Origin of the sequence: Klebsiella sp. RCJ4, from assembly GCF_009025755.1 — a bacterium.
Taxonomy (GTDB): Bacteria; Pseudomonadota; Gammaproteobacteria; order Enterobacterales; family Enterobacteriaceae; genus Klebsiella; species Klebsiella michiganensis.
Window position 1 is genome coordinate 119,482 of record NZ_WCIN01000029.1, and the last position, 18,597, is coordinate 138,078.

The window sequence follows — 18,597 nt, forward strand, 5'->3', positions numbered from 1 at the left end:
CAGGCACCGCGTCCGGGAAGGTTAATCTTCTAAGGAACTGACGATGCGTGCAAACCGCTTTTCATCACTCTCTCTGCTTTTCTTCCTCGGAAAATGGCTGCTCCTCGCCTTTATCATCGCGGTGCTGGCGGGTACGGCATCGGCGTTTTTTCTTTTCTCACTGCAGTGGGCCACGGCAACGCGTGAAGCTCACCGCTGGCTTATCGGGCTCCTGCCGTTGGCCGGTTTTGCCGTCGGTTGGATCTACCTGCGCTACGGCACCCGCGTGGAGGCCGGCAATAACCTGATTCTGGAAGAGATTCACGACCCTCAGCGCGTCATTCCCTTGCGCATGGCGCCGCTGGTCTTTTTTGGTACCGTTGTTTCTCATCTGTTTGGCGCCTCCGTCGGGCGTGAAGGCACGGCGGTGCAGATGGGTGCCTCGATTGCCGACCGTTTTACGGCCCTTTTCCGCCTTAACGACGATGCCCGGCGAATGATACTGATGGCCGGGATCAGCGCCGGTTTCTCTTCGGTTTTCGGTACCCCGCTCGCCGGAGCGCTATTCGGGCTCGAGGTCCTGGCTATCGGACGGATGGACTACAGCGCCATTCTTCCCTGTCTGTTTGCCGCGATTATCGCCGATCGGGTCGGCATCATGTGGGGGGTGCAGCATACGCACTACTTTATTACCGGCTTTCCCACGCTGACGCTCTGGACGCTGCTGGCCATCATTATCGCCGGCTGCTGCTTTGGCCTCGCGGCGCGCATTTTCGCCGACAGCGCGCATGCGGTCGGCGCCTTCATGAAAAAACGGATTCACTACGCGCCGCTGCGGCCGTTTATTGGCGGACTGGCGATTGCCGGCGCCGTCTGGCTGCTGCACGGAGAGCGCTATATTGGCCTGGGCATACCGGTGATAGTGGACGCTTTCCAGCATCCGCTGGCGCCGTGGGACTGCTTCGGCAAACTGATCTTCACCGTTGTCTCTTTAGGCAGCGGATTTAAAGGTGGCGAAGTCACCCCGCTGTTTTACGTCGGCGCGACGCTGGGCAATGCGCTGGCGCCGCTGCTGCATATGCCGCTAAGTTTTCTGGCCGGGATAGGTTTTGTCGCCGTCTTTGCCGGCGCGGCGAATACCCCCATCGCCTCGACGCTGATGGCAATTGAGCTGTTTGGCGCGGAAATCGGTGTTTACGCGGCGCTGGCCTGCGTGGTGGCATGGCTGGTCTCGGGCTATACCGGTATTTATCGTTCCCAGCGCATAGCCTGCCTGAAACAAAGCTATGTCCCGACCGGCATCAGACTGGCTGAGCTCCCGGCGTGGTACCAATCGCAAACACGCCGTCAAAAAACCGACAACGAAACCCCCACCTCCTGACGAACGCGCCCGGAAACCGGAGGGTTCAGGCTCGCCGGTTTCTTCATGATATCTACCACATGTCGGAAAGTTGCGGCAATTGTGAGGATTTAATGGAGATTAGCGTCTCTTTATTGAAACGATAATGATTATCATTGATATTCTCGATCTCAATTTTTTCATGATTTGATATGGATATTTATAATGAGAACGCAGAAAAATCACATAGCAACGCCCCTGGCCCTGGCCATTGCAGGCTTACTCAGCCCAGGGGTCTTCGCCGAAGAGGTGGAACAGGATACGGAGACCATGGTGGTTCATGGCACCGCCGAAGAGGCGCTGAAGCAGCAGCCGGGCGTCTCGATCATCACTGCGGAAGATATTGCTAAAGATCCCCCGGTTAACGATCTCTCAGAAATCATCCGTAAAATGCCCGGCGTCAACCTGACCGGCAACAGCGCCAGCGGCAGCCGCGGCAACAACCGTCAGATCGACATTCGCGGAATGGGACCGGAAAACACGCTGATTCTTATCGACGGCGTGCCCGTCACCTCCCGCAATTCAGTGCGCTATAGCTGGCGCGGCGAGCGCGATACCCGTGGCGACAGCAACTGGGTACCGCCGGAAATGGTGGAACGCATTGAAGTTCTGCGCGGCCCTGCCGCAGCGCGCTACGGCTCAGGCGCCGCGGGCGGCGTTGTCAATATCATCACCAAGCGCCCCACCAACGACTGGCACGGCTCGCTTTCGCTGTATACCAATCAGCCGGAAAATAATAAAGAAGGCGCCACCAACCGGGCTAACTTCAGCCTCAACGGACCGCTGGCGGGAGATGCCCTGACCATGCGTTTGTACGGCAACATCAACAAAACGGAGCCCGATGCCTGGGATATTAACCGCGCGCAAAATGGCTCTTACGCGGCGGGCCGCGAAGGGGTACGCAACAAAGATATTAACGCCCTGCTGTCGTGGAAAGTTACCCCGCAGCAGATCCTGGATCTTAGCTACGCCTATAGCCGCCAGGGCAATATTTATGCCGGCGATACGCAGTACAGCAACAGCAATATGAGCCCAAATGGCCTGGTGGATACGCTGTACGGTCAGGAAACCAACCGGCTATATCGGCAGACCTGGGGCCTGACCTACAACGGGATCTGGGACTGGGGCCAGTCGAAGGCGGGCGTCTACTACGAAAAAACCAACAATACCCGCCTGCAGGAGGGCACCACCGGCCGCGTTGAAGGGATGATCAATAGCGATGTCTATGACACCAGCCGCCTGGAGTCGTGGCGCTCAACCGCAGAGGTGAATCTCCCCTTCAACTGGCTCGCTGAACAGACCCTGACTCTGGGCATGGAATGGAATCGCGATGAGCTAAACGATCCGGCGTCTATGCAGGCCACCACGACGACGGAAACGCTGCCGGGGATGTCCGGCGATCCTTCGCAACGCAGCCCTAAAACAGCGCCACCCTAACCGGTATTTATCTGGAAGACAATATCGAAGCGACGCCGGGTACCAATATTATTCCCGGCCTGCGTTTCGACTATCATAACGACTTCGGCAGCAACTGGAGCCCGAGCCTGAACCTGTCGCAGGATCTGGGCGATATGTTTAAGGTCAAAGCGGGCATCGCCCGGGTATTTAAAGCGCCGAACCTGTACCAGTCGAGTGAAGGCTATCTGCTTTCTACGCGGGGTAACGGCTGCCCAATCAACATAGCCGGGAATACTAGTTGTTATCTTTTGGGTAACCCGGACCTCGATCCGGAAATCAGCATTAACAAGGAGATCGGCCTTGAGTTTAACCTGAACGGTTACAACGCCGGCGTCACCTGGTTCCGCAACGACTACAAAAACAAGATCGTCTCCGGCACAGAGATACTGGGTAATACCGCGACCGGAGCGAATATCCTGCAGTGGGAGAACGGTGGGAAAGCGGTCGTCGAAGGCCTTGAAGGCACGCTGCTGGTTCCGGTCATTGCCGATACGCTCAGCTGGCGCACCAATGCCACTTATATGATCAAATCGGAAAACAAAGATACCGGAAACCCGCTGTCCGTTATTCCGAAATACACCATCAATACCCTGCTCGACTGGCAGGTGACCAGCAAGTTTTCGGCGAACGTCAACTGGACTCTGTACGGTCGGCAGAAACCGCGGGAATATGCGGAAATTCGTACTGAAAACGGCGTACTGGCCACCAATGAAGTGGGCTCCTATTCCGTGGTTGGTATCGGCGGCAACTATCAGCTAATGAAAGACCTGCGCCTGAACGCCGGGATCAGTAACCTGTTCGATAAGCAAATTTATCGTGAAAACGAAGGGGCTTCGACCTATAACGAACCGGGTCGCGCCTATTACGCTGGCGTCACGATCTCCTTCTAACCCCTCACGCCCGCTATCGCGGGCGTATTCCCTATTCTCTCAGCGTCATTTTCATAGTAGCATCCGCCTGATCATCTTTGACTAGTACAGAGTATAGAATGACAACAACAGATCTTACGCCGAAGGGCGAATTGGTATTACGCACCCTGGCGATGCCGGCGGACACCAACGCTAACGGCGATATTTTCGGCGGCTGGCTGATGTCGCAGATGGATATTGGCGGGGCGATTATGGCCAAAGAGATTGCCCACGGTCGCGTCGTGACCGTGCGCGTCGACGGCATGACTTTTTTACGCCCGGTCGCGGTCGGCGACGTGGTGTGCTGCTACGCCAGCTGCGTGAAGCGCGGCAATACGTCGATAACCATCAATATGGAAGTGTGGGTCAAAAAGGTGTCGTCTGAACCCATCGGCCAGCGCTACAAAGCAACCGAAGCGCTGTTTATCTACGTTGCGGTAGATAATGAGGGTAAACCGCGCGCCCTTCCCGCCCAGTGATTCTGCCGGCCCGGCGCTTCCGGGCCGGTCTTTTACAGAAAGCCGAGTAAAGAGAAGAAGAAGTAGCCCAGCACGATAATAATAACCGGCAGGACGTATAGCGGAAAATACTGCACCAGGATGGTATGGCGCGGCACCACAACGCGTTCAGAGATTTGTTCGCGCGTCAGCCCTTCGGCCCCTTTCGCCTGCTCCAGAATCAGCTGATCCTCAACGCCCTCGCGCAGAAACTTCGCCTGGCGCCCCATCCGCGCCCCGGAGGCCTGTAGCGCCATGCCGACGAACACCAGAATATAGATAACCCAGAAGCCGATATTCATACCGTGCTTAAAGTCCGGCAGCGGCGAGTTGTACCAGAAGAAATTCAGGAACGGCGTATTGAAACGCATCATCTCAATCATCACATGAGCAAAGTCCATCATCACCGCGTCAATGCCCGGTTTTTTCTCACTGTGCTCGTACATAAACTTCAGCACGGAGATCAGCGTCGAGATAACCGCCGGGATAAATACCACCCACCCCAAAATACGTTTAAGTACTGCAACGCGTCCAGCTTGTTGATACGTCATGGGTTCCCCTTGTTAAGACGCCTGTCTACCCTAAGTCTACCTTCGTCGGCGAATTTCGCCCAATAATGCGCGGTATGATATACCATGAGTGCCGATTCGTTATCTACTTACGCTACAGGAGAGGGACTTATGTCAGCCAGGCGCCAGATTCACGCCGCGATTTTTGATATGGATGGTTTACTGATTGATTCTGAGCCGCTGTGGGATAAAGCGGAGCTGGAGGTGATGGCAAGCCTCGGGGTGGATATCAGCCGCCGCCATGAAATGCCCGATATCCTGGGGCTGCGCATCGATTTAGTCGTCGATCTGTGGTTTGCCCAGCAGCCGTGGAAAGGCCCGGATCGTGCCGAAGTCACCGCGCGGATCATCAACCGCGCCATCCAGCTGGTGGAAGAAGCGCGTCCGCTCCTCCCCGGTGCGCGGGAAGCGGTGGCGATGTGCAAAGCCCAGGGGTTGAAAATCGGCCTGGCGTCGGCTTCGCCGCTGCGGATGCTGGAAAAAGTCCTCACCATGTTTGAACTGCGCGATCAATTTGACGCCCTCGCTTCCACCGAAGGGCTGCCGTTCAGCAAACCGCACCCGCAGGTCTATCTGGACTGCGCCGCCAGACTCGGCGCCAGCCCGATGCACTGCGTGGCGCTGGAAGACTCGGTGAACGGCATGATTGCCAGCAAAGCGGCCCGAATGCGATCTATCGTCGTACCGGAAGCGGAAAACAGCCGCGATCCGCGCTTCGTGCTGGCGGACGTGAAGCTTGCCACCCTTGAATCCCTCACCCTGAGCGACCTGCTCGGTTAATCCTGCCGCTGATGATGAGATAGCGGCACCGTCTCATCATCACAAAATTAAAACAGCGTTTCATTTTTATTTGTTTTTTCTTCTCCCGCCCTCTAAGCTTGTCTCAACGGCGTTATTTAACGCGTGAAATCAGCATACAGAGGTGCATATGGTACTGAACGCCTTTGACCTTACGGGCAAGGTCGCTATCGTGACGGGTTGTGATACCGGGCTGGGCCAGGGAATGACGCTGGGCCTTGTGCAGGCCGGGTGCGATATCGTCGGCGTGAATCGCCGGATCCCCCATGAAACCGCAGAGAAGGTTCAGGCGCTGGGCCGACGCTTTACCGCTATTCAGGCCGATCTGAGCCGGCAGGATGAGATTGAAACCATTGTCGATCGGGCCGTGGCCGCCATGGGCCGGGTAGATATTCTGGTCAACAATGCGGGAACCATCCGCCGCGCCGATGCGCTCTCCTTTAGCGAAAAAGACTGGGACGAGGTGATTAACCTGAATCTGAAGTCGGTGTTCTTTCTTTCACAGGCGGTCGCCAGGCAGTTTATTCAGCAGGGTGACGGCGGGAAAATTGTTAACATTGCCTCAATGCTCTCCTTTCAGGGGGGGATTCGGGTACCCTCCTACACCGCGTCAAAAAGCGGCGTACTGGGCATTACCCGCCTGATGGCCAACGAATGGGCGGGGCATCGCATCAACGTTAACGCCATTGCCCCGGGATACATGGCTACCAACAATACTCAGCAGCTGCGTGAAGACGCCGAGCGCAGCAAAGCGATTCTCGATCGTATTCCGGCCGGGCGCTGGGGCGTGCCGGATGACCTTCAGGGGCCGGTGGTTTTTCTCGCCTCCCGGGCGGCGGATTACATTAGCGGCTTTACGCTGGCGGTAGATGGCGGCTGGCTGGCACGCTGATGTTTTTGTGACAAAGAGTTACACCGTCACCTCTTCCGCACACTGTATAAAAACCCTATACTGTATGAATTGACAGTTTAGGGTGTTTATCATGACGGCGGAAGGCCACCTCCTCTTCTCTATCGCCTGTGCGGTATTTGCGAAAAACGCGGAATTGACCCCCGTGCTGGCTCAGGGCGACTGGTGGCACATCGTTCCTTCCGCCATCCTGACCTGTCTGCTGCCGGATATCGATCACCCTAAGTCGTTTCTCGGTCAGCGATTAAGCTGGATATCAAAACCGATAGCTCGCGCCTTTGGCCATCGCGGCTTCACCCATAGCCTGCTGGTAGTCTTTGGCGCGGTCGCGATTTTCTCATTGAAAGTACCGGAAAGCTGGATAGTGCCGGCAGATGCGGTTCAGGGCCTGGTTCTTGGCTACCTCAGCCATATTCTCGCCGACATGCTCACCCCGGCAGGCGTTCCGCTGCTCTGGCCCTGCCGCTGGCGTTTTCGCCTGCCCCTGCTTGCACCGCGCAAGGGTAACCAGCTGGAGCGCGCGCTGTGTATGGCGCTGTTTATCTATGCCGTATGGATGCCGCAAAACGTTGCCGAAAACAGCGCCATTCGCTGGTCATCGGACATGATTAATTCTTTGCAAACCACCTTTAATCGCTTAATTAGCCACCAGGCTGGACGATAAACCAGCGAATTATTCAATTGGTTATAATCAATTCCATTTGAATATAAGTAACGAATAACGCCTTCTGCTACCCTTGCCGTCATAAGAGTTGGTTATTGACCAACCCGGTAATAAAAGATATCAGGAGAACGGGGATGAACTTTCCATTAATAGCGAACGTAGTCGTGTTCGCGGTTTTACTGTTGGCGCTGGCCCAAACCCGCCATAAACAGTGGAGCCTCGCTAAAAAAGTGCTGGTCGGTCTGGCGATCGGCGTTGTCTTCGGCCTGGCGCTACAGCTTATCTATGGTTCCGACAGCCCGGTGCTGAAGGATTCTATCCAGTGGTTCAATATCGTCGGTAACGGCTATGTTCAACTGCTGCAAATGATCGTCATGCCGCTGGTTTTCGCCTCCATTCTGAGCGCGGTCGCCCGTCTGCATAATGCCTCGCAGCTGGGTAAAATCAGCTTCCTCAGTATTGGAACCCTGCTGTTCACCACGCTGATTGCGGCGCTGGTCGGGGTGCTGGTCACTAATATGTTTGGCCTGACCGCCGAAGGGCTGGTTCAGGGCAGCGCGGAGACCGCCCGCCTCAACGCCATTCAGAGCAATTACGCCGGTAAAGTCGCGGACCTGAGCGTCCCGCAGCTGATCCTCTCTTTCGTACCGAAAAACCCGTTTGCCGATCTGACCGGCGCGAACCCAACGTCGATTATCAGCGTGGTTATCTTCGCCGCGTTCCTCGGCGTCGCGGCGCTGAAATTGCTGAAAGATGACGTCGCCAAAGGCCAGCGCGTACTCACCGCCATCGACACGCTGCAGAGTTGGGTAATGAAGCTGGTGCGCCTGGTGATGCAGTTAACGCCGTACGGCGTGCTGGCGCTGATGACCAAGGTGGTCGCGGGCTCTAACCTGCAGGACATCATCAAGCTCGGCAGCTTCGTTATCGCCTCCTATATTGGTCTGGGCATCATGTTCGTGGTGCACGGTCTGCTGCTGGCGGTCAACGGCGTGAGTCCTCTGAAGTACTTCCGTAAAGTCTGGCCGGTATTGACCTTCGCCTTTACCAGCCGCTCCAGCGCGGCGTCTATTCCGCTGAACGTGGAAGCGCAAACGCGTCGCCTGGGCGTGCCGGAGTCTATCGCCAGCTTCTCCGCATCGTTCGGCGCCACGATCGGGCAGAACGGCTGCGCGGGCCTCTATCCGGCGATGCTCGCCGTGATGGTCGCGCCTACCGTCGGTATTAACCCGCTCGATCCGCTGTGGATTGCGACGCTGGTGGGCATCGTGACCGTCAGTTCCGCCGGGGTCGCGGGCGTGGGCGGCGGCGCGACCTTTGCCGCCCTGATCGTCCTGCCGGCGATGGGCCTGCCGGTCACGCTGGTGGCGTTGCTGATCTCGGTTGAGCCGCTGATTGATATGGGCCGTACCGCGCTGAACGTAAGCGGTTCCATGACCGCCGGTACCCTGACCAGCCAGTGGCTGCGTCAAACCGATAAAGCTATTCTCGATAGCGAAGAAGATGCGGAGCTGGCGCACCGCTAAGCGGGCCCGCACTTCAGGTTATTAAAAACAAAAAACCGCTGATTTTCAGCGGTTTTTTTATTGTGCCCGGCACATTCAGGCGTCGATTTCACCTTCCTGCCTCATTTGCGTCGCCCAGCGCTGCGCCGCTTCCGGCACGTTAAACGGCGGGGAGCGACGAAAATGTTCGTCTATCAGCACAAAAGCAACGTATTTACCCCGCAAAACCCAGACGTCGCGAAAACCATCCATTTTGACGGCGTGTTCCGGCGGCGCAGGCTCGACTCGCGGCACGTAGCTAATGACCTGACGATTTTGTTGGCGAAGTGGTTTCATCACAAATAGATTCACTAAACACAGCGGGAAACAGAAACCCCTATCATAGCCGAAAAAGCCCCCTTTCGTCGCCCCCAGCTTGCGGCCCTTTAGTAGTAAAACTCTTATAAAAATATATTCTTGAAATGATGTTCTACAATTAGAAGGGTTTTGGTTTAGCAACGACCATTTTCAGCAATGAAAGCAGGAGCGAGCAATGTCTGATAAACACCATAACCCGCAACCCCATCAATCACCGGTTCACGACGACCGGGAAGCAAAACCAGGTCTGGATGCCTTAGCCCCCGAAGATCAGAACTGGCGGCCCACGCCGCATCCCACCGCCCCAGGTGAAGAGCCGACCGCCCCGGGCAGTATGAAAGCCCCGGATACGCGCAGCGAAAAGCTCGATGCCCTTGAAAAACAGCGTAAAGGCGGCGAGGATTTTGCGCTCACCACCAATCAGGGCGTACGCATCGCAGACGACCAGAACTCGCTGCGCGCGGGCAAACGCGGCCCCACGCTGCTGGAAGATTTTATCCTGCGCGAAAAAATCACCCATTTTGACCACGAGCGCATTCCTGAGAGGATCGTCCATGCCCGCGGCTCCGCTGCGCACGGCTATTTCCAGGCGTACAGCGATTTAAGCGATATCACCAAAGCGGCTTTCCTCTGCGATCCGCAGAAAAAAACGCCGGTCTTCGTCCGGTTTTCCACCGTTCAGGGCGGCGCAGGCTCCGCCGATACGGTGCGCGACATCCGCGGCTTTGCCACCAAGTTTTATACCGACGAGGGCATCTTTGACCTGGTCGGCAACAACACGCCGATCTTTTTTATTCAGGACGCGATCAAGTTCCCTGATTTCGTCCACGCGGTCAAACCCGAGCCGCACTGGGCCGTCCCGCAGGGGCAAAGCGCGCACGACACGTTCTGGGATTACGTCTCACTGCAGCCCGAAACGCTGCATAACGTGATGTGGGCGATGTCCGACCGCGGACTGCCCCGCAGCTACCGCACGATGGAAGGGTTCGGCATCCACACCTTCCGCCTGATTAACGCGGAAGGTAAAGCCACCTTCGTACGTTTTCACTGGAAGCCGGTCGCGGGCAAAGCCTCCCTGGTATGGGACGAGTCGCAAAAGCTGACCGGTCGCGATCCCGATTTCCACCGCCGTGATTTATGGGAAGCGATTGAAGCCGGCGATTATCCTGAGTACGAGCTGGGCTTACAGCTGATCCCGGAAGAGGACGAGTTTGCTTTTGATTTCGATCTGCTGGATCCCACCAAGCTGATTCCGGAAGCGCTGGTCCCGGTGCAGCGCGTCGGTAAGATGGTCCTCAATCGCAACCCGGACAACTTCTTTGCCGAAAACGAACAGGCGGCCTTCCATCCAGGGCATATCGTTCCGGGGATAGACTTCAGCAACGATCCGCTGCTGCAGGGCCGACTCTTCTCCTATACCGATACGCAGATCAGCCGCCTCGGCGGGCCGAATTTCCATGAAATTCCGATCAATAAACCCACCTGCCCGTACCATAATTTCCAGCGTGACGGCATGCACCGGATGGATATTGATACCAACCCGGCAAACTATGAACCTAACTCCATCAACGATAACTGGCCGCGGGAGACGCCGCCGGCCGCTAAACGCGGCGGCTTTGAATCCTATGCCGAGCGGGTTGACGGGGAAAAGATTCGCCAGCGCAGTCCGTCGTTTGGCGAATATTACTCGCAGCCCCTGCTGTTCTGGCGTAGCCAGACGCCTATTGAGCAGCAGCATATTATCGACGGATTCAGCTTCGAGCTGAGCAAGGTCGTCAGGGAGTGGATCCGCGAGCGGGTGGTCGATCAGCTGGCGCATATCGACCTGCAGCTGGCTCAGGCGGTGGGTAAAAATCTGGGTATTGAGCTCACCGACGAACAGCGCAGCATCACGCCGCCGCCGGATGTTAACGGTCTGAAAAAGGATCCTACGTTAAGCCTGTACGCTATTCCCAGCGGTGACGTAAAAGGCCGGGTGGTAGCGGTACTGCTTAACGATCGTCCGGTCGCCAAAGAGCTCCTGACGCTGCTCAAGGCGCTCAAAGCGCACGGGGTGCATGCCAAACTACTCTATTCCCGAATGGGGAAAGTGCAGGCCGATGACGGTACCGAGCTGCCGGTGGCCGGGACCTTTGCCGGGTCGCCATCGCTTACCGTGGACGCGGTCATTGTTCCCGGCGGCGATCTGCAAAGCCTGAGCAACAACGGTGATTTCCACTACTACCTGCTGGAAGCCTATAAACACCTGAAGCCGATTCTGCTGGCAGGCGATGCCCGGCAGTGCAAAGCGCCGCTGCAGGTTGCCAGTCAGGGGGAAGAAGGCATCGTTGAGACGGACGCCATCGATAATGCGTCGGTGGATGCGCTGATTACCCTGATGGCGGCGCATCGGGTGTGGTCGAGAAGCGCCAAAATCTCCGCGATCCCGGCGTAAAAAAAGCCCGGCATTTCTGCCGGGCTTCTCACTTCTCTTTACTTACACATCGCGATAGGTGCCGAGCCGGTAGCCGCGCTCGGCAATCGCATACTTCAGCGACTCGGCGGTGAGCACGTCCAGTTCGGTCAGGCGCGGGTAGCAATAGGCGCTACCCATAATCGTGTTATCAACGAACGCCGGGTGGCACATCACCTCCAGCGATCGCTCATCACGCTGGATAGAGGCATCCAGGGTTTGCAGAAACAGCGCTTCCGAAACCCCTTCCCCGTAAAACTCGCTGGTAAACCCGTCGCTGCTGCGCGCCGCATCCTGCGCTAAACCTGACAGCGTCGCCAGCTGCCGATCGATCCGCAGCGCCACCCCCTTCTCGCGAGCAAAGGCCGCGACGATGGGGTAAATCTGCGCAATCATATGCACATGGTGATGGCTGTCGATATGCGTCGGCTCATGGCCAAACAGCTCGACAAAGCGCCGGTACTGGCACTCCAGCTCGTGCGCGATCTCATCCAGCGGCAGGCTATCCTCTTCCGCCATCTGCCAAATCCACTTACCGAGACGACCTTCGCGGGTTAAGCCCGGCATCGCCGACAGCGGTTCGCCCAGCGTCAGGACAAAGTGCATCCCCACCGCCAGCTCAGGGACGCAGCGGCTAAGCTGGGCAGCGTGGCCGATCGCCGCGCCGTTGACCAGCGCCGTCGTGGAGGTGACCAGACCGTTCTTGCAGGCTTCGATAATGCCGTAGTTTTGCCCTTTGCTGAGGCCAAAATCATCGGCATTGACGATTAACACGCGTTCCATAAGCCGCTCCCGTTACTGTTTCAGTTTTTCGATAGTCGCCGCAAAGTTTGGCAGCCACTGCTCGTGCGCAAGGATCATCTCACGCGCCAGCTGTTCGGCGTCACGATCGGAGTGGATCAGCGGGCTCAGGTTAAGCGCCAGCAGCACGTCATCCAGTTTACCGCTGATTGCCGCTTCGCTGGCCGCGACTTCAAAGCCTTTAATGGTGTAAATCAGTCCCAGCACTTTTTCGTCGAAATGCGTGATGCGCGGCGTCGGTTTCGCACCGTCGCGACCCAGCGTACAGGTCATCTCGACCGCCCAGTCGGCCGGGATGTTATCCACGTGGCCATGGTGCGGCACGTTCACGTAATGTTCGGCCTGCTTATCATTGTAAATGGCGTTAATCACTTCACAGGCCGCGTCGGAGTAATACGCCCCGCCGCGCTGTTCCAGCTCTTTTGGTTTAACGTTCAGATCCGGATCTTTGTATAGCTCAAACAGCTGTTTCTCAACCTTCTGCACCACCTGCGCGCGGGCGCCACCTTTGTAGTACTCGCCCATTTCAATCGCCAGCATCTCTTTTGGCTTAAAGTAGTAGAGCAGATAGGAACAAGGGATCAGGCGCAGCGAACGGAGCAGCCCTTCGCTAAACGGCAAATCAAAGATATTTTTCACCGAGTTTGCGCTCAATCGACCCGACGCCACGCCGTCAAGCAGCTCGTCAAAGCGCGAAACGCCGTTGACCAGCACATCCCGCACGAACACCAGATGATTCAGACCAAACAGATCGATATTGAGCTCATCGCTCGGGCTCAGCTTCAGCACATCGGTGATAAACATCTTCATGCCGATAGGAATATTGCACACGCCGATAAAGCGCTTAAAGCCGGTATGACGATAAACCGCTTCGGTCACCATACCCGCCGGGTTGGTAAAGTTAATCACCCAGGCGTTCGGACAGACTTCCTGCACATCTTTCACAATGTCAAAAATGACCGGAATGGTGCGCAGACCTTTAAACAGTCCGCCCGCGCCGTTGGTTTCCTGGCCTAAATAGCCGTGGCTCAGCGGAATACGCTCATCCTTTTCGCGCGCCTTAAGCTGGCCGACGCGCAGCTGGGTGGTGACGAAATCTGCGCCTTCCAGCGCCGCGCGGCGATCGAGGGTCTTGTAGACTTTCATCGGGACGCCGGCTTTTTCCACCATGCGCTGGCACAGCGCGTGGATAATATCGAGCTTTTCCTGCCCTTCCGCGACGTCCACCAGCCACAGTTCGCTAATCGGCAGTTCATGATAACGCTTCAGGAATCCTTCCAGTAATTCCGGGGTATAGCTGCTGCCGCCGCCGATAGTCACTACCTTCAATTTCTGGCTCATCTTTTTCTCCCTTGCGGATAGCGCGTATGCGGCACCCGCTCTCCGTTTAAATACGGACAGTTAATTTGAATATTTAGACCGCGCGGACTATTCCGCGCCCGGTTAATTAATACTGGTGAGGTGTTTCCGATAGCTGCTGGGGGTAAAAGAAGTCAGCTTCTTGAATGTTTTAATAAACAGACTTGGGCTACTGTACCCCGACTCATAGGCGATATCGGTCACCGAGTAGTTGGTTATCTCCAGCTGTTTTTTGGCAAAGTTGATGCGAATATCGTTAATCATCTGCATCGGCGTTTTGGCGTAATAACGCTGGGTCGCCCGGGTTAAGTATTCCTGAGTTTTCCCGGAAAGCTCGACCATATTTTCCAGCGCCCCCTCGCCAAATTTAAGCTTATCGTGCATACCCTCAACGGTATTTTTTAACCATTGCGGAATAACGTCTTCCGTAGGTTCTTCACGATAATGCCGCAAACGATTCAGGGTGTAAAAAGACACCAGCTCGATAAATTCGTCGAATTCAGTTTCGCGAAAATTCAGTGATGCAATAACCGACTCAATATAACTGAGAAAAGTACTTTTAACGGCATAGACCTGTGAGGCGACCAGACCAAACGGCAGCAGCGGCAGATAGTGTTTCTCAAAGAAACTTTTGCTGATGCCAACGTTAAGAATGCGCGTCGCACCAAATTCATAAAAACTCTGGTGATGCGACCCCATTGGGATGAAGACAAAATCCCCGCGCTCCAGCAGCACCCGCTTGCCATTAATAACCTGATAATAGCGCCCGGTTAAAACGATGGTGTACTCGTAGTAATCATGCTGGTGAAGCCCGCTTACGCTCTCCGTTTTGTTATAGATGACCACATGAAAGTTCTTGCCGTTAAAGAGTTGTTGCTCCCGGGCGGTACTGATTTCAGTGGTCATCATCTTTGGCTGCCTCATCGTGTCGATGACCTATTGTACCTTCTCGTGCAGCTCAATCAATTCGGCAACCAGCTCACGAGCCAGCATTGAGGTCATCAGATGATCCTGCGCATGAACCAGCACCAGGCTCACCTTCATTTTGCCTTCACCCTCATCGCTCTCAATCAGCTGCGTCTGCACAAGGTGCGCTTCGCTCAGCGCCATGCGCGACTGTTCCATCATCGTTTTCGCCGCCTCGAAATCTCCCTGCTTTGCCTGCTTCAGCGCGGCATAAGCCAGGCTGCGCGCTTGACCGGAGTTGATAATCAGCCCCATCACCACCTCTTCGAGGTCGTTTACCGCGGTCTCTTCTGCTGCGATGTTATCCAGATCAAACATAATGACTCCCTTATTTCCAGGACGGTACGGGAAATCTCCCGTACCGTTCAATATTAGAATTTCAGTGCGTTAGCGATATCTTCTTCGCTCTCTTCCTGCTCAATGACGCCCTGCGCTTTGTTGGAAATCACCACAAACGGCAGGTAGACCAGGGTGGACACGGCAAGGTTGAACAGGGCCAGCAGCAGAGCGGCTACGCTACCGTTGGTGTTAAAGAAGGCGCCTAAACCGGTTGGCATGGTCCACGGCGCGATATTGGTAATCGGCGGGATGATGCCCAGGGTATAAGCTGTCATGGTGATAGCCGCCAGCAGAGGCTGAATCAGAATGAAGGGGATAAACATCACCGGGTTCATAATGATCGGCAGACCGAACAGGATTGGCTCGTTAATCTGGAAGATGCCTGACGGAAGCGCCAGTTTCGCCACCTGACGATGATCCTCACGACGTGAAGCGATAAAGATGGCGATGATTAAGCCCAGAGTCGCGCCGGTACCGCCAAGGAAGATGTAGGAATCCAGCATCGGCTTGGCCCACATATGGAAGCTCTTACCCGCGGCCAGCGCGGCCTCGACGGAACCGTACTGCTGGTAGGTTGCGATGTTTTCCAGCGCCCACGGCGTCATGATTCCGCTATCCAGCGCTGACAGCGCCAGCGACCCGTGTACGCCGAAGAACCACAGCAGCGAGGTGAAAATGACGTATGCCCAGCCTACGACGGCGCCCATTGAAGCCAGCGGCGTGGAGATAGTGTCCATGATGATCTGGTGGAAGTTAGTCCCCCAGTGGGTCAACGCCCAGGAGATAATCCCCATAATCGAGAGGATGATAAAGGCCGGGATGACCGCAGAGAATGAACGGGAAACCGAAGCCGGCACGCTGGACGGCAGCGTAATCACCCAGTTGCGATGCACGATAAAGGTGAACATCTCGGCAACGACCAGCCCGATGACAATACCAGAAATGATATTGGCGCCGCCTAACCAGTTCGCACCCACGGCGTAGGCTTCACCGACGCTATAAGGCGTGACGGTCATAAATGCCGCAACGGCCAGTAAACCGGCGGCCATCGGGTCTACTCTCCGCTCCTCAGCTAAAGCGGAGCCAATAAAGAAAGGCGCCATCAGCGACATAATGCCAAGCGTACCGTTATAAACGTTACCGCCGATAGCTTTAAAACCGTTAAGCGTTTCTATTGTAGACGCATCCAGACGGATGCCCATTGAATAAAAGAATGAGCCGTCGCCAAAGCTCAAAAATACGTTGTTAATTAAAACAAACATCGCCCCGGCTAGCGTCAATGGCATTAACTTAATAAAGCCGTTTTTAATTGCATTGACGTGGGGCTGCCTTCCTATTTTGACGGCAAAAGGCAGGAGTACCTTTTCAAGCGAGTCAATCACTTTACTCATAATAAATACCCTTTAAGGCCGCAATATAGTCACTGCGGCAATGATAGATGAAATTACTCTTTGACGGGAAAATAAACTCTGGGTATTTCGGACAGCGAGCAGCTAAAACACACCCTCACGAAATTCTAACCGCTGCTATCCGAAATATGTCGAGTTTTAAAATAAAATTATTGTGCAGCAGCTTTCTTAATGGCCGCAACGGCCGCTTTCAGAACACCTAAACCATCGATCTTACCGTACAAAACAGAATCAATGACTTCTACGGGTTTATTTGGCAGTAAACGCTGAATGTCCGGCAGCATATAGGAAATTTGTGGGCCTAATAATACGACATCCGCATCAGGTCCTTTTTCACCGGCTAAGGTCTCCGGAAATGCTTCAATAATCACCGGCACTTCATACTTCTCGGCCTGGGCACGCATTTTCGATACCAGCAGTGATGTCGACATCCCGGCAGAACAGAACAGGTAGATATGTTTCTTTTCCATGAACGCTTCCTCAATTTGTGTGACCCGGTCCTCTCTGCAGCATTGATGCCTGAGAGGCGGTAAGAGATGTTTCTTTGAATTAGTATTGTTTATGCATTGAGTATACGGCATCGATCGGCAGCAGGATAATTCCTCCTTGAACAGAATTGTCTCTCATTGACCTCGCGTTTTGACTGCCTTCACATTTCCCTCAAATAATTCGCGCAATTAAATAAGCATCAGAACTCATAAAAAAACCCGACCACTGGTCGGGCTTTCGTAGGAATCAGCACTATGGCGGGGCGTTACTTACTGTTGCGCGGGTCGGTATCGTACTCGGCGCAGGTTTGATAGCCAGAATTCATCACGCGGCCGGTTTCATCCAGCGCAACGAAGTAGGTTTCAATTTTACCATCGCGTTGACCCAGGATATATGTCTGGCAGGTACCGCGCGCGTGGATCATGGTGACTTCTGATGAAGGTTTACCGGCAATTTGCGCAACCTGCGCGCGGGTCATGCCTTTCTTAACGTCTTTAACCACGGGTTGAGTGAACTGATCTTTCGTACGGTCGTAGGCCGTACACCCTGCAAGCAGGGTCAATACTGCTGCTGCGCCCAGAAATCCTGCAAAATGCTTGTTCATATACCATCCTCTTTTTTTTGGCGTGTTAATAAGCCTGGAATAAATATCGTTATTTTTCAAGCCGAAGGTGGAAATGAAGCGAAATTAAGAGCTTTCCAATAATAAATCCCCTCTTGTTGAGGTTGCCTGCTTTTGCTTCACTCAAAATTGTGATCCTTGTCGTTTTACCGGCAAAGAGGTAGGTTAAACCACTGCTGATTGGCAAACAGATTCACTTCCCGGAGGGCGCAATGACGCTACAACAAGAGATTATTCAGGCGCTGGGCGCAAAACCCCAGATCGATGTCGAAGCCGAGATACGCCGCAGCGTAGACTTTTTGAAGGCCTATCTTCAGAGATACCCTTTTATTAAATCACTGGTCCTCGGCATCAGCGGCGGCCAGGATTCAACGCTAACCGGTAAATTGTGTCAGTTAGCCATCAACGAACTGCGTGCCGAAACCGGTGACAGCAGCCTGCAGTTTATTGCCGTGCGCCTGCCCTACGGCGTGCAGGCGGATGAGCAGGACTGCCAGGACGCTATCGCTTTTATTCAGCCGGATCGCGTATTAACGGTCAATATCAAAGGCGCCGTGCTGGCCAGCGAACAGGCGCTGCGCGAGGCCGGGATTGAACTTAGCGACTTTGTTCGCGGTAACGAAAAAGCCCGCGAACGCATGAAGGCGCAGTACAGCATCGCCGGAATGACCCACGGCGTCGTGGTGGGTACCGACCATGCAGCGGAAGCCATTACCGGATTCTTCACCAAATACGGTGATGGCGGTACGGATATTAACCCTATCTTTCGCCTTAACAAACGCCAGGGCAAACAGCTGCTGGCCCAGCTAGGCTGCCCGGAGCATCTGTATAAAAAGCTGCCGACCGCCGATCTTGAGGACGACCGCCCCTCCCTGCCGGACGAAGTGGCGCTGGGCGTGACCTACGAAAATATCGATGATTATCTGGAAGGCAAAGCGCTGGATGAGAAAATTGCGAAAACGATTGAAGGCTGGTATTTGAAAACCGAGCATAAACGCCGACCGCCGATTACGGTCTTCGACGACTTCTGGAAAAAGTAATTCGCCTCTCCCCCCTCCGCCCCGACCCGGTTCGGGGCGGTTTTTTATCCTTTTCGCCTCTTCCTTCGACTGCTAT

Annotated in this window: 17 protein-coding genes and 1 pseudogene; 9 read left to right on the forward strand and 9 right to left on the reverse strand. The window is 55.1% G+C overall.

Going from position 1 to position 18,597, the window contains the following annotated elements:
- The first annotated feature begins 43 nt into the window (after positions 1-43).
- The 3 genes and pseudogenes from F8562_RS10260 (at position 44) to yciA (ending at position 4,223) form a co-directional block, all read left to right on the forward strand.
- Positions 44-1,360 carry a voltage-gated chloride channel family protein gene (locus tag F8562_RS10260; protein ID WP_014838202.1) on the forward strand — a complete coding sequence of 439 codons (1,317 nt, stop codon included), beginning with the start codon at positions 44-46 and terminating at the stop codon, positions 1,358-1,360.
- A gap of 183 nt (positions 1,361-1,543) precedes the next feature.
- Positions 1,544-3,726 (forward strand): annotated as a pseudogene (locus tag F8562_RS10265) (TonB-dependent siderophore receptor).
- 98 nt (positions 3,727-3,824) lie between these two features.
- Positions 3,825-4,223: an acyl-CoA thioester hydrolase YciA gene (gene yciA, locus F8562_RS10270; RefSeq protein ID WP_004850109.1), complete on the forward strand. Its 399-nt coding sequence runs from the start codon at positions 3,825-3,827 to the stop codon at positions 4,221-4,223.
- A gap of 32 nt (positions 4,224-4,255) precedes the next feature.
- Here yciA and F8562_RS10275 read toward each other — a convergent pair whose 3' ends face one another.
- Positions 4,256-4,792, reverse strand: a complete 537-nt coding sequence (locus tag F8562_RS10275) for a YniB family protein (protein WP_009653426.1) — start codon at positions 4,790-4,792, stop codon at positions 4,256-4,258.
- A gap of 129 nt (positions 4,793-4,921) precedes the next feature.
- Here F8562_RS10275 and hxpB point away from each other — a divergent pair, with 129 nt between their 5' ends.
- From hxpB to F8562_RS10295, 4 genes are all read left to right on the forward strand, one after another.
- Positions 4,922-5,590: a hexitol phosphatase HxpB gene (hxpB, locus tag F8562_RS10280; protein ID WP_094909474.1), complete on the forward strand. Its 669-nt coding sequence runs from the start codon at positions 4,922-4,924 to the stop codon at positions 5,588-5,590.
- Between the two features lie 148 nt (positions 5,591-5,738).
- Complete coding sequence (gene kduD, locus F8562_RS10285; protein WP_014838201.1) at positions 5,739-6,500, forward strand: 2-dehydro-3-deoxy-D-gluconate 5-dehydrogenase KduD; 762 nt, start codon at positions 5,739-5,741, stop codon at positions 6,498-6,500.
- Between the two features lie 91 nt (positions 6,501-6,591).
- Positions 6,592-7,182: a metal-dependent hydrolase gene (locus tag F8562_RS10290; RefSeq protein ID WP_004850102.1), complete on the forward strand. Its 591-nt coding sequence runs from the start codon at positions 6,592-6,594 to the stop codon at positions 7,180-7,182.
- 134 nt (positions 7,183-7,316) lie between these two features.
- A complete protein-coding gene (locus tag F8562_RS10295; protein ID WP_014228987.1) occupies positions 7,317-8,708 on the forward strand; it encodes an L-cystine transporter in 1,392 nt (463 codons plus the stop codon).
- A gap of 75 nt (positions 8,709-8,783) precedes the next feature.
- Here F8562_RS10295 and cedA read toward each other — a convergent pair whose 3' ends face one another.
- Positions 8,784-9,023, reverse strand: a complete 240-nt coding sequence (cedA, locus tag F8562_RS10300) for a cell division activator CedA (RefSeq protein ID WP_009653410.1) — start codon at positions 9,021-9,023, stop codon at positions 8,784-8,786.
- Between the two features lie 196 nt (positions 9,024-9,219).
- Between cedA and katE the strand changes: the two genes are divergently transcribed.
- Positions 9,220-11,478: a catalase HPII gene (gene katE, locus F8562_RS10305; protein WP_014228985.1), complete on the forward strand. Its 2,259-nt coding sequence runs from the start codon at positions 9,220-9,222 to the stop codon at positions 11,476-11,478.
- A gap of 42 nt (positions 11,479-11,520) precedes the next feature.
- Here the strand turns inward: katE and chbG are convergent, their stop codons facing one another.
- From chbG to osmE, 7 genes are all read right to left on the reverse strand, one after another.
- Positions 11,521-12,279: a chitin disaccharide deacetylase gene (gene chbG / locus F8562_RS10310; RefSeq protein WP_014228984.1), complete on the reverse strand. Its 759-nt coding sequence runs from the start codon at positions 12,277-12,279 to the stop codon at positions 11,521-11,523.
- A 12-nt stretch (positions 12,280-12,291) separates the two neighbouring features.
- Positions 12,292-13,638, reverse strand: coding sequence for a 6-phospho-beta-glucosidase (locus F8562_RS10315; protein ID WP_009653470.1), 1,347 nt, complete (start codon positions 13,636-13,638; stop codon positions 12,292-12,294).
- 102 nt (positions 13,639-13,740) lie between these two features.
- Positions 13,741-14,580 (reverse strand): transcriptional regulator ChbR, encoded by an 840-nt coding sequence (gene chbR / locus F8562_RS10320; RefSeq protein WP_071532282.1) that lies wholly within the window; start codon positions 14,578-14,580, stop codon positions 13,741-13,743.
- Between the two features lie 12 nt (positions 14,581-14,592).
- Complete coding sequence (chbA, locus tag F8562_RS10325) at positions 14,593-14,940, reverse strand: PTS N,N'-diacetylchitobiose transporter subunit IIA (protein ID WP_004850090.1); 348 nt, start codon at positions 14,938-14,940, stop codon at positions 14,593-14,595.
- Between the two features lie 53 nt (positions 14,941-14,993).
- Positions 14,994-16,352, reverse strand: a complete 1,359-nt coding sequence (gene chbC, locus F8562_RS10330; RefSeq protein ID WP_004850089.1) for a PTS N,N'-diacetylchitobiose transporter subunit IIC — start codon at positions 16,350-16,352, stop codon at positions 14,994-14,996.
- A 167-nt stretch (positions 16,353-16,519) separates the two neighbouring features.
- On the reverse strand, positions 16,520-16,840 hold the full coding sequence (gene chbB, locus F8562_RS10335; protein WP_004101340.1) for a PTS N,N'-diacetylchitobiose transporter subunit IIB: 321 nt from the start codon (positions 16,838-16,840) through the stop codon (positions 16,520-16,522).
- A gap of 284 nt (positions 16,841-17,124) precedes the next feature.
- The gene (gene osmE, locus F8562_RS10340; RefSeq protein WP_004850085.1) at positions 17,125-17,463 is read right to left on the reverse strand and encodes an osmotically-inducible lipoprotein OsmE; all 339 of its coding nucleotides are present in this window, start codon (positions 17,461-17,463) and stop codon (positions 17,125-17,127) included.
- Between the two features lie 230 nt (positions 17,464-17,693).
- On the opposite strand from osmE, the gene nadE reads away from it, so the two are divergent.
- Positions 17,694-18,521: an ammonia-dependent NAD(+) synthetase gene (gene nadE / locus F8562_RS10345; RefSeq protein WP_004850083.1), complete on the forward strand. Its 828-nt coding sequence runs from the start codon at positions 17,694-17,696 to the stop codon at positions 18,519-18,521.
- Positions 18,522-18,597: the final 76 nt, after the last annotated feature.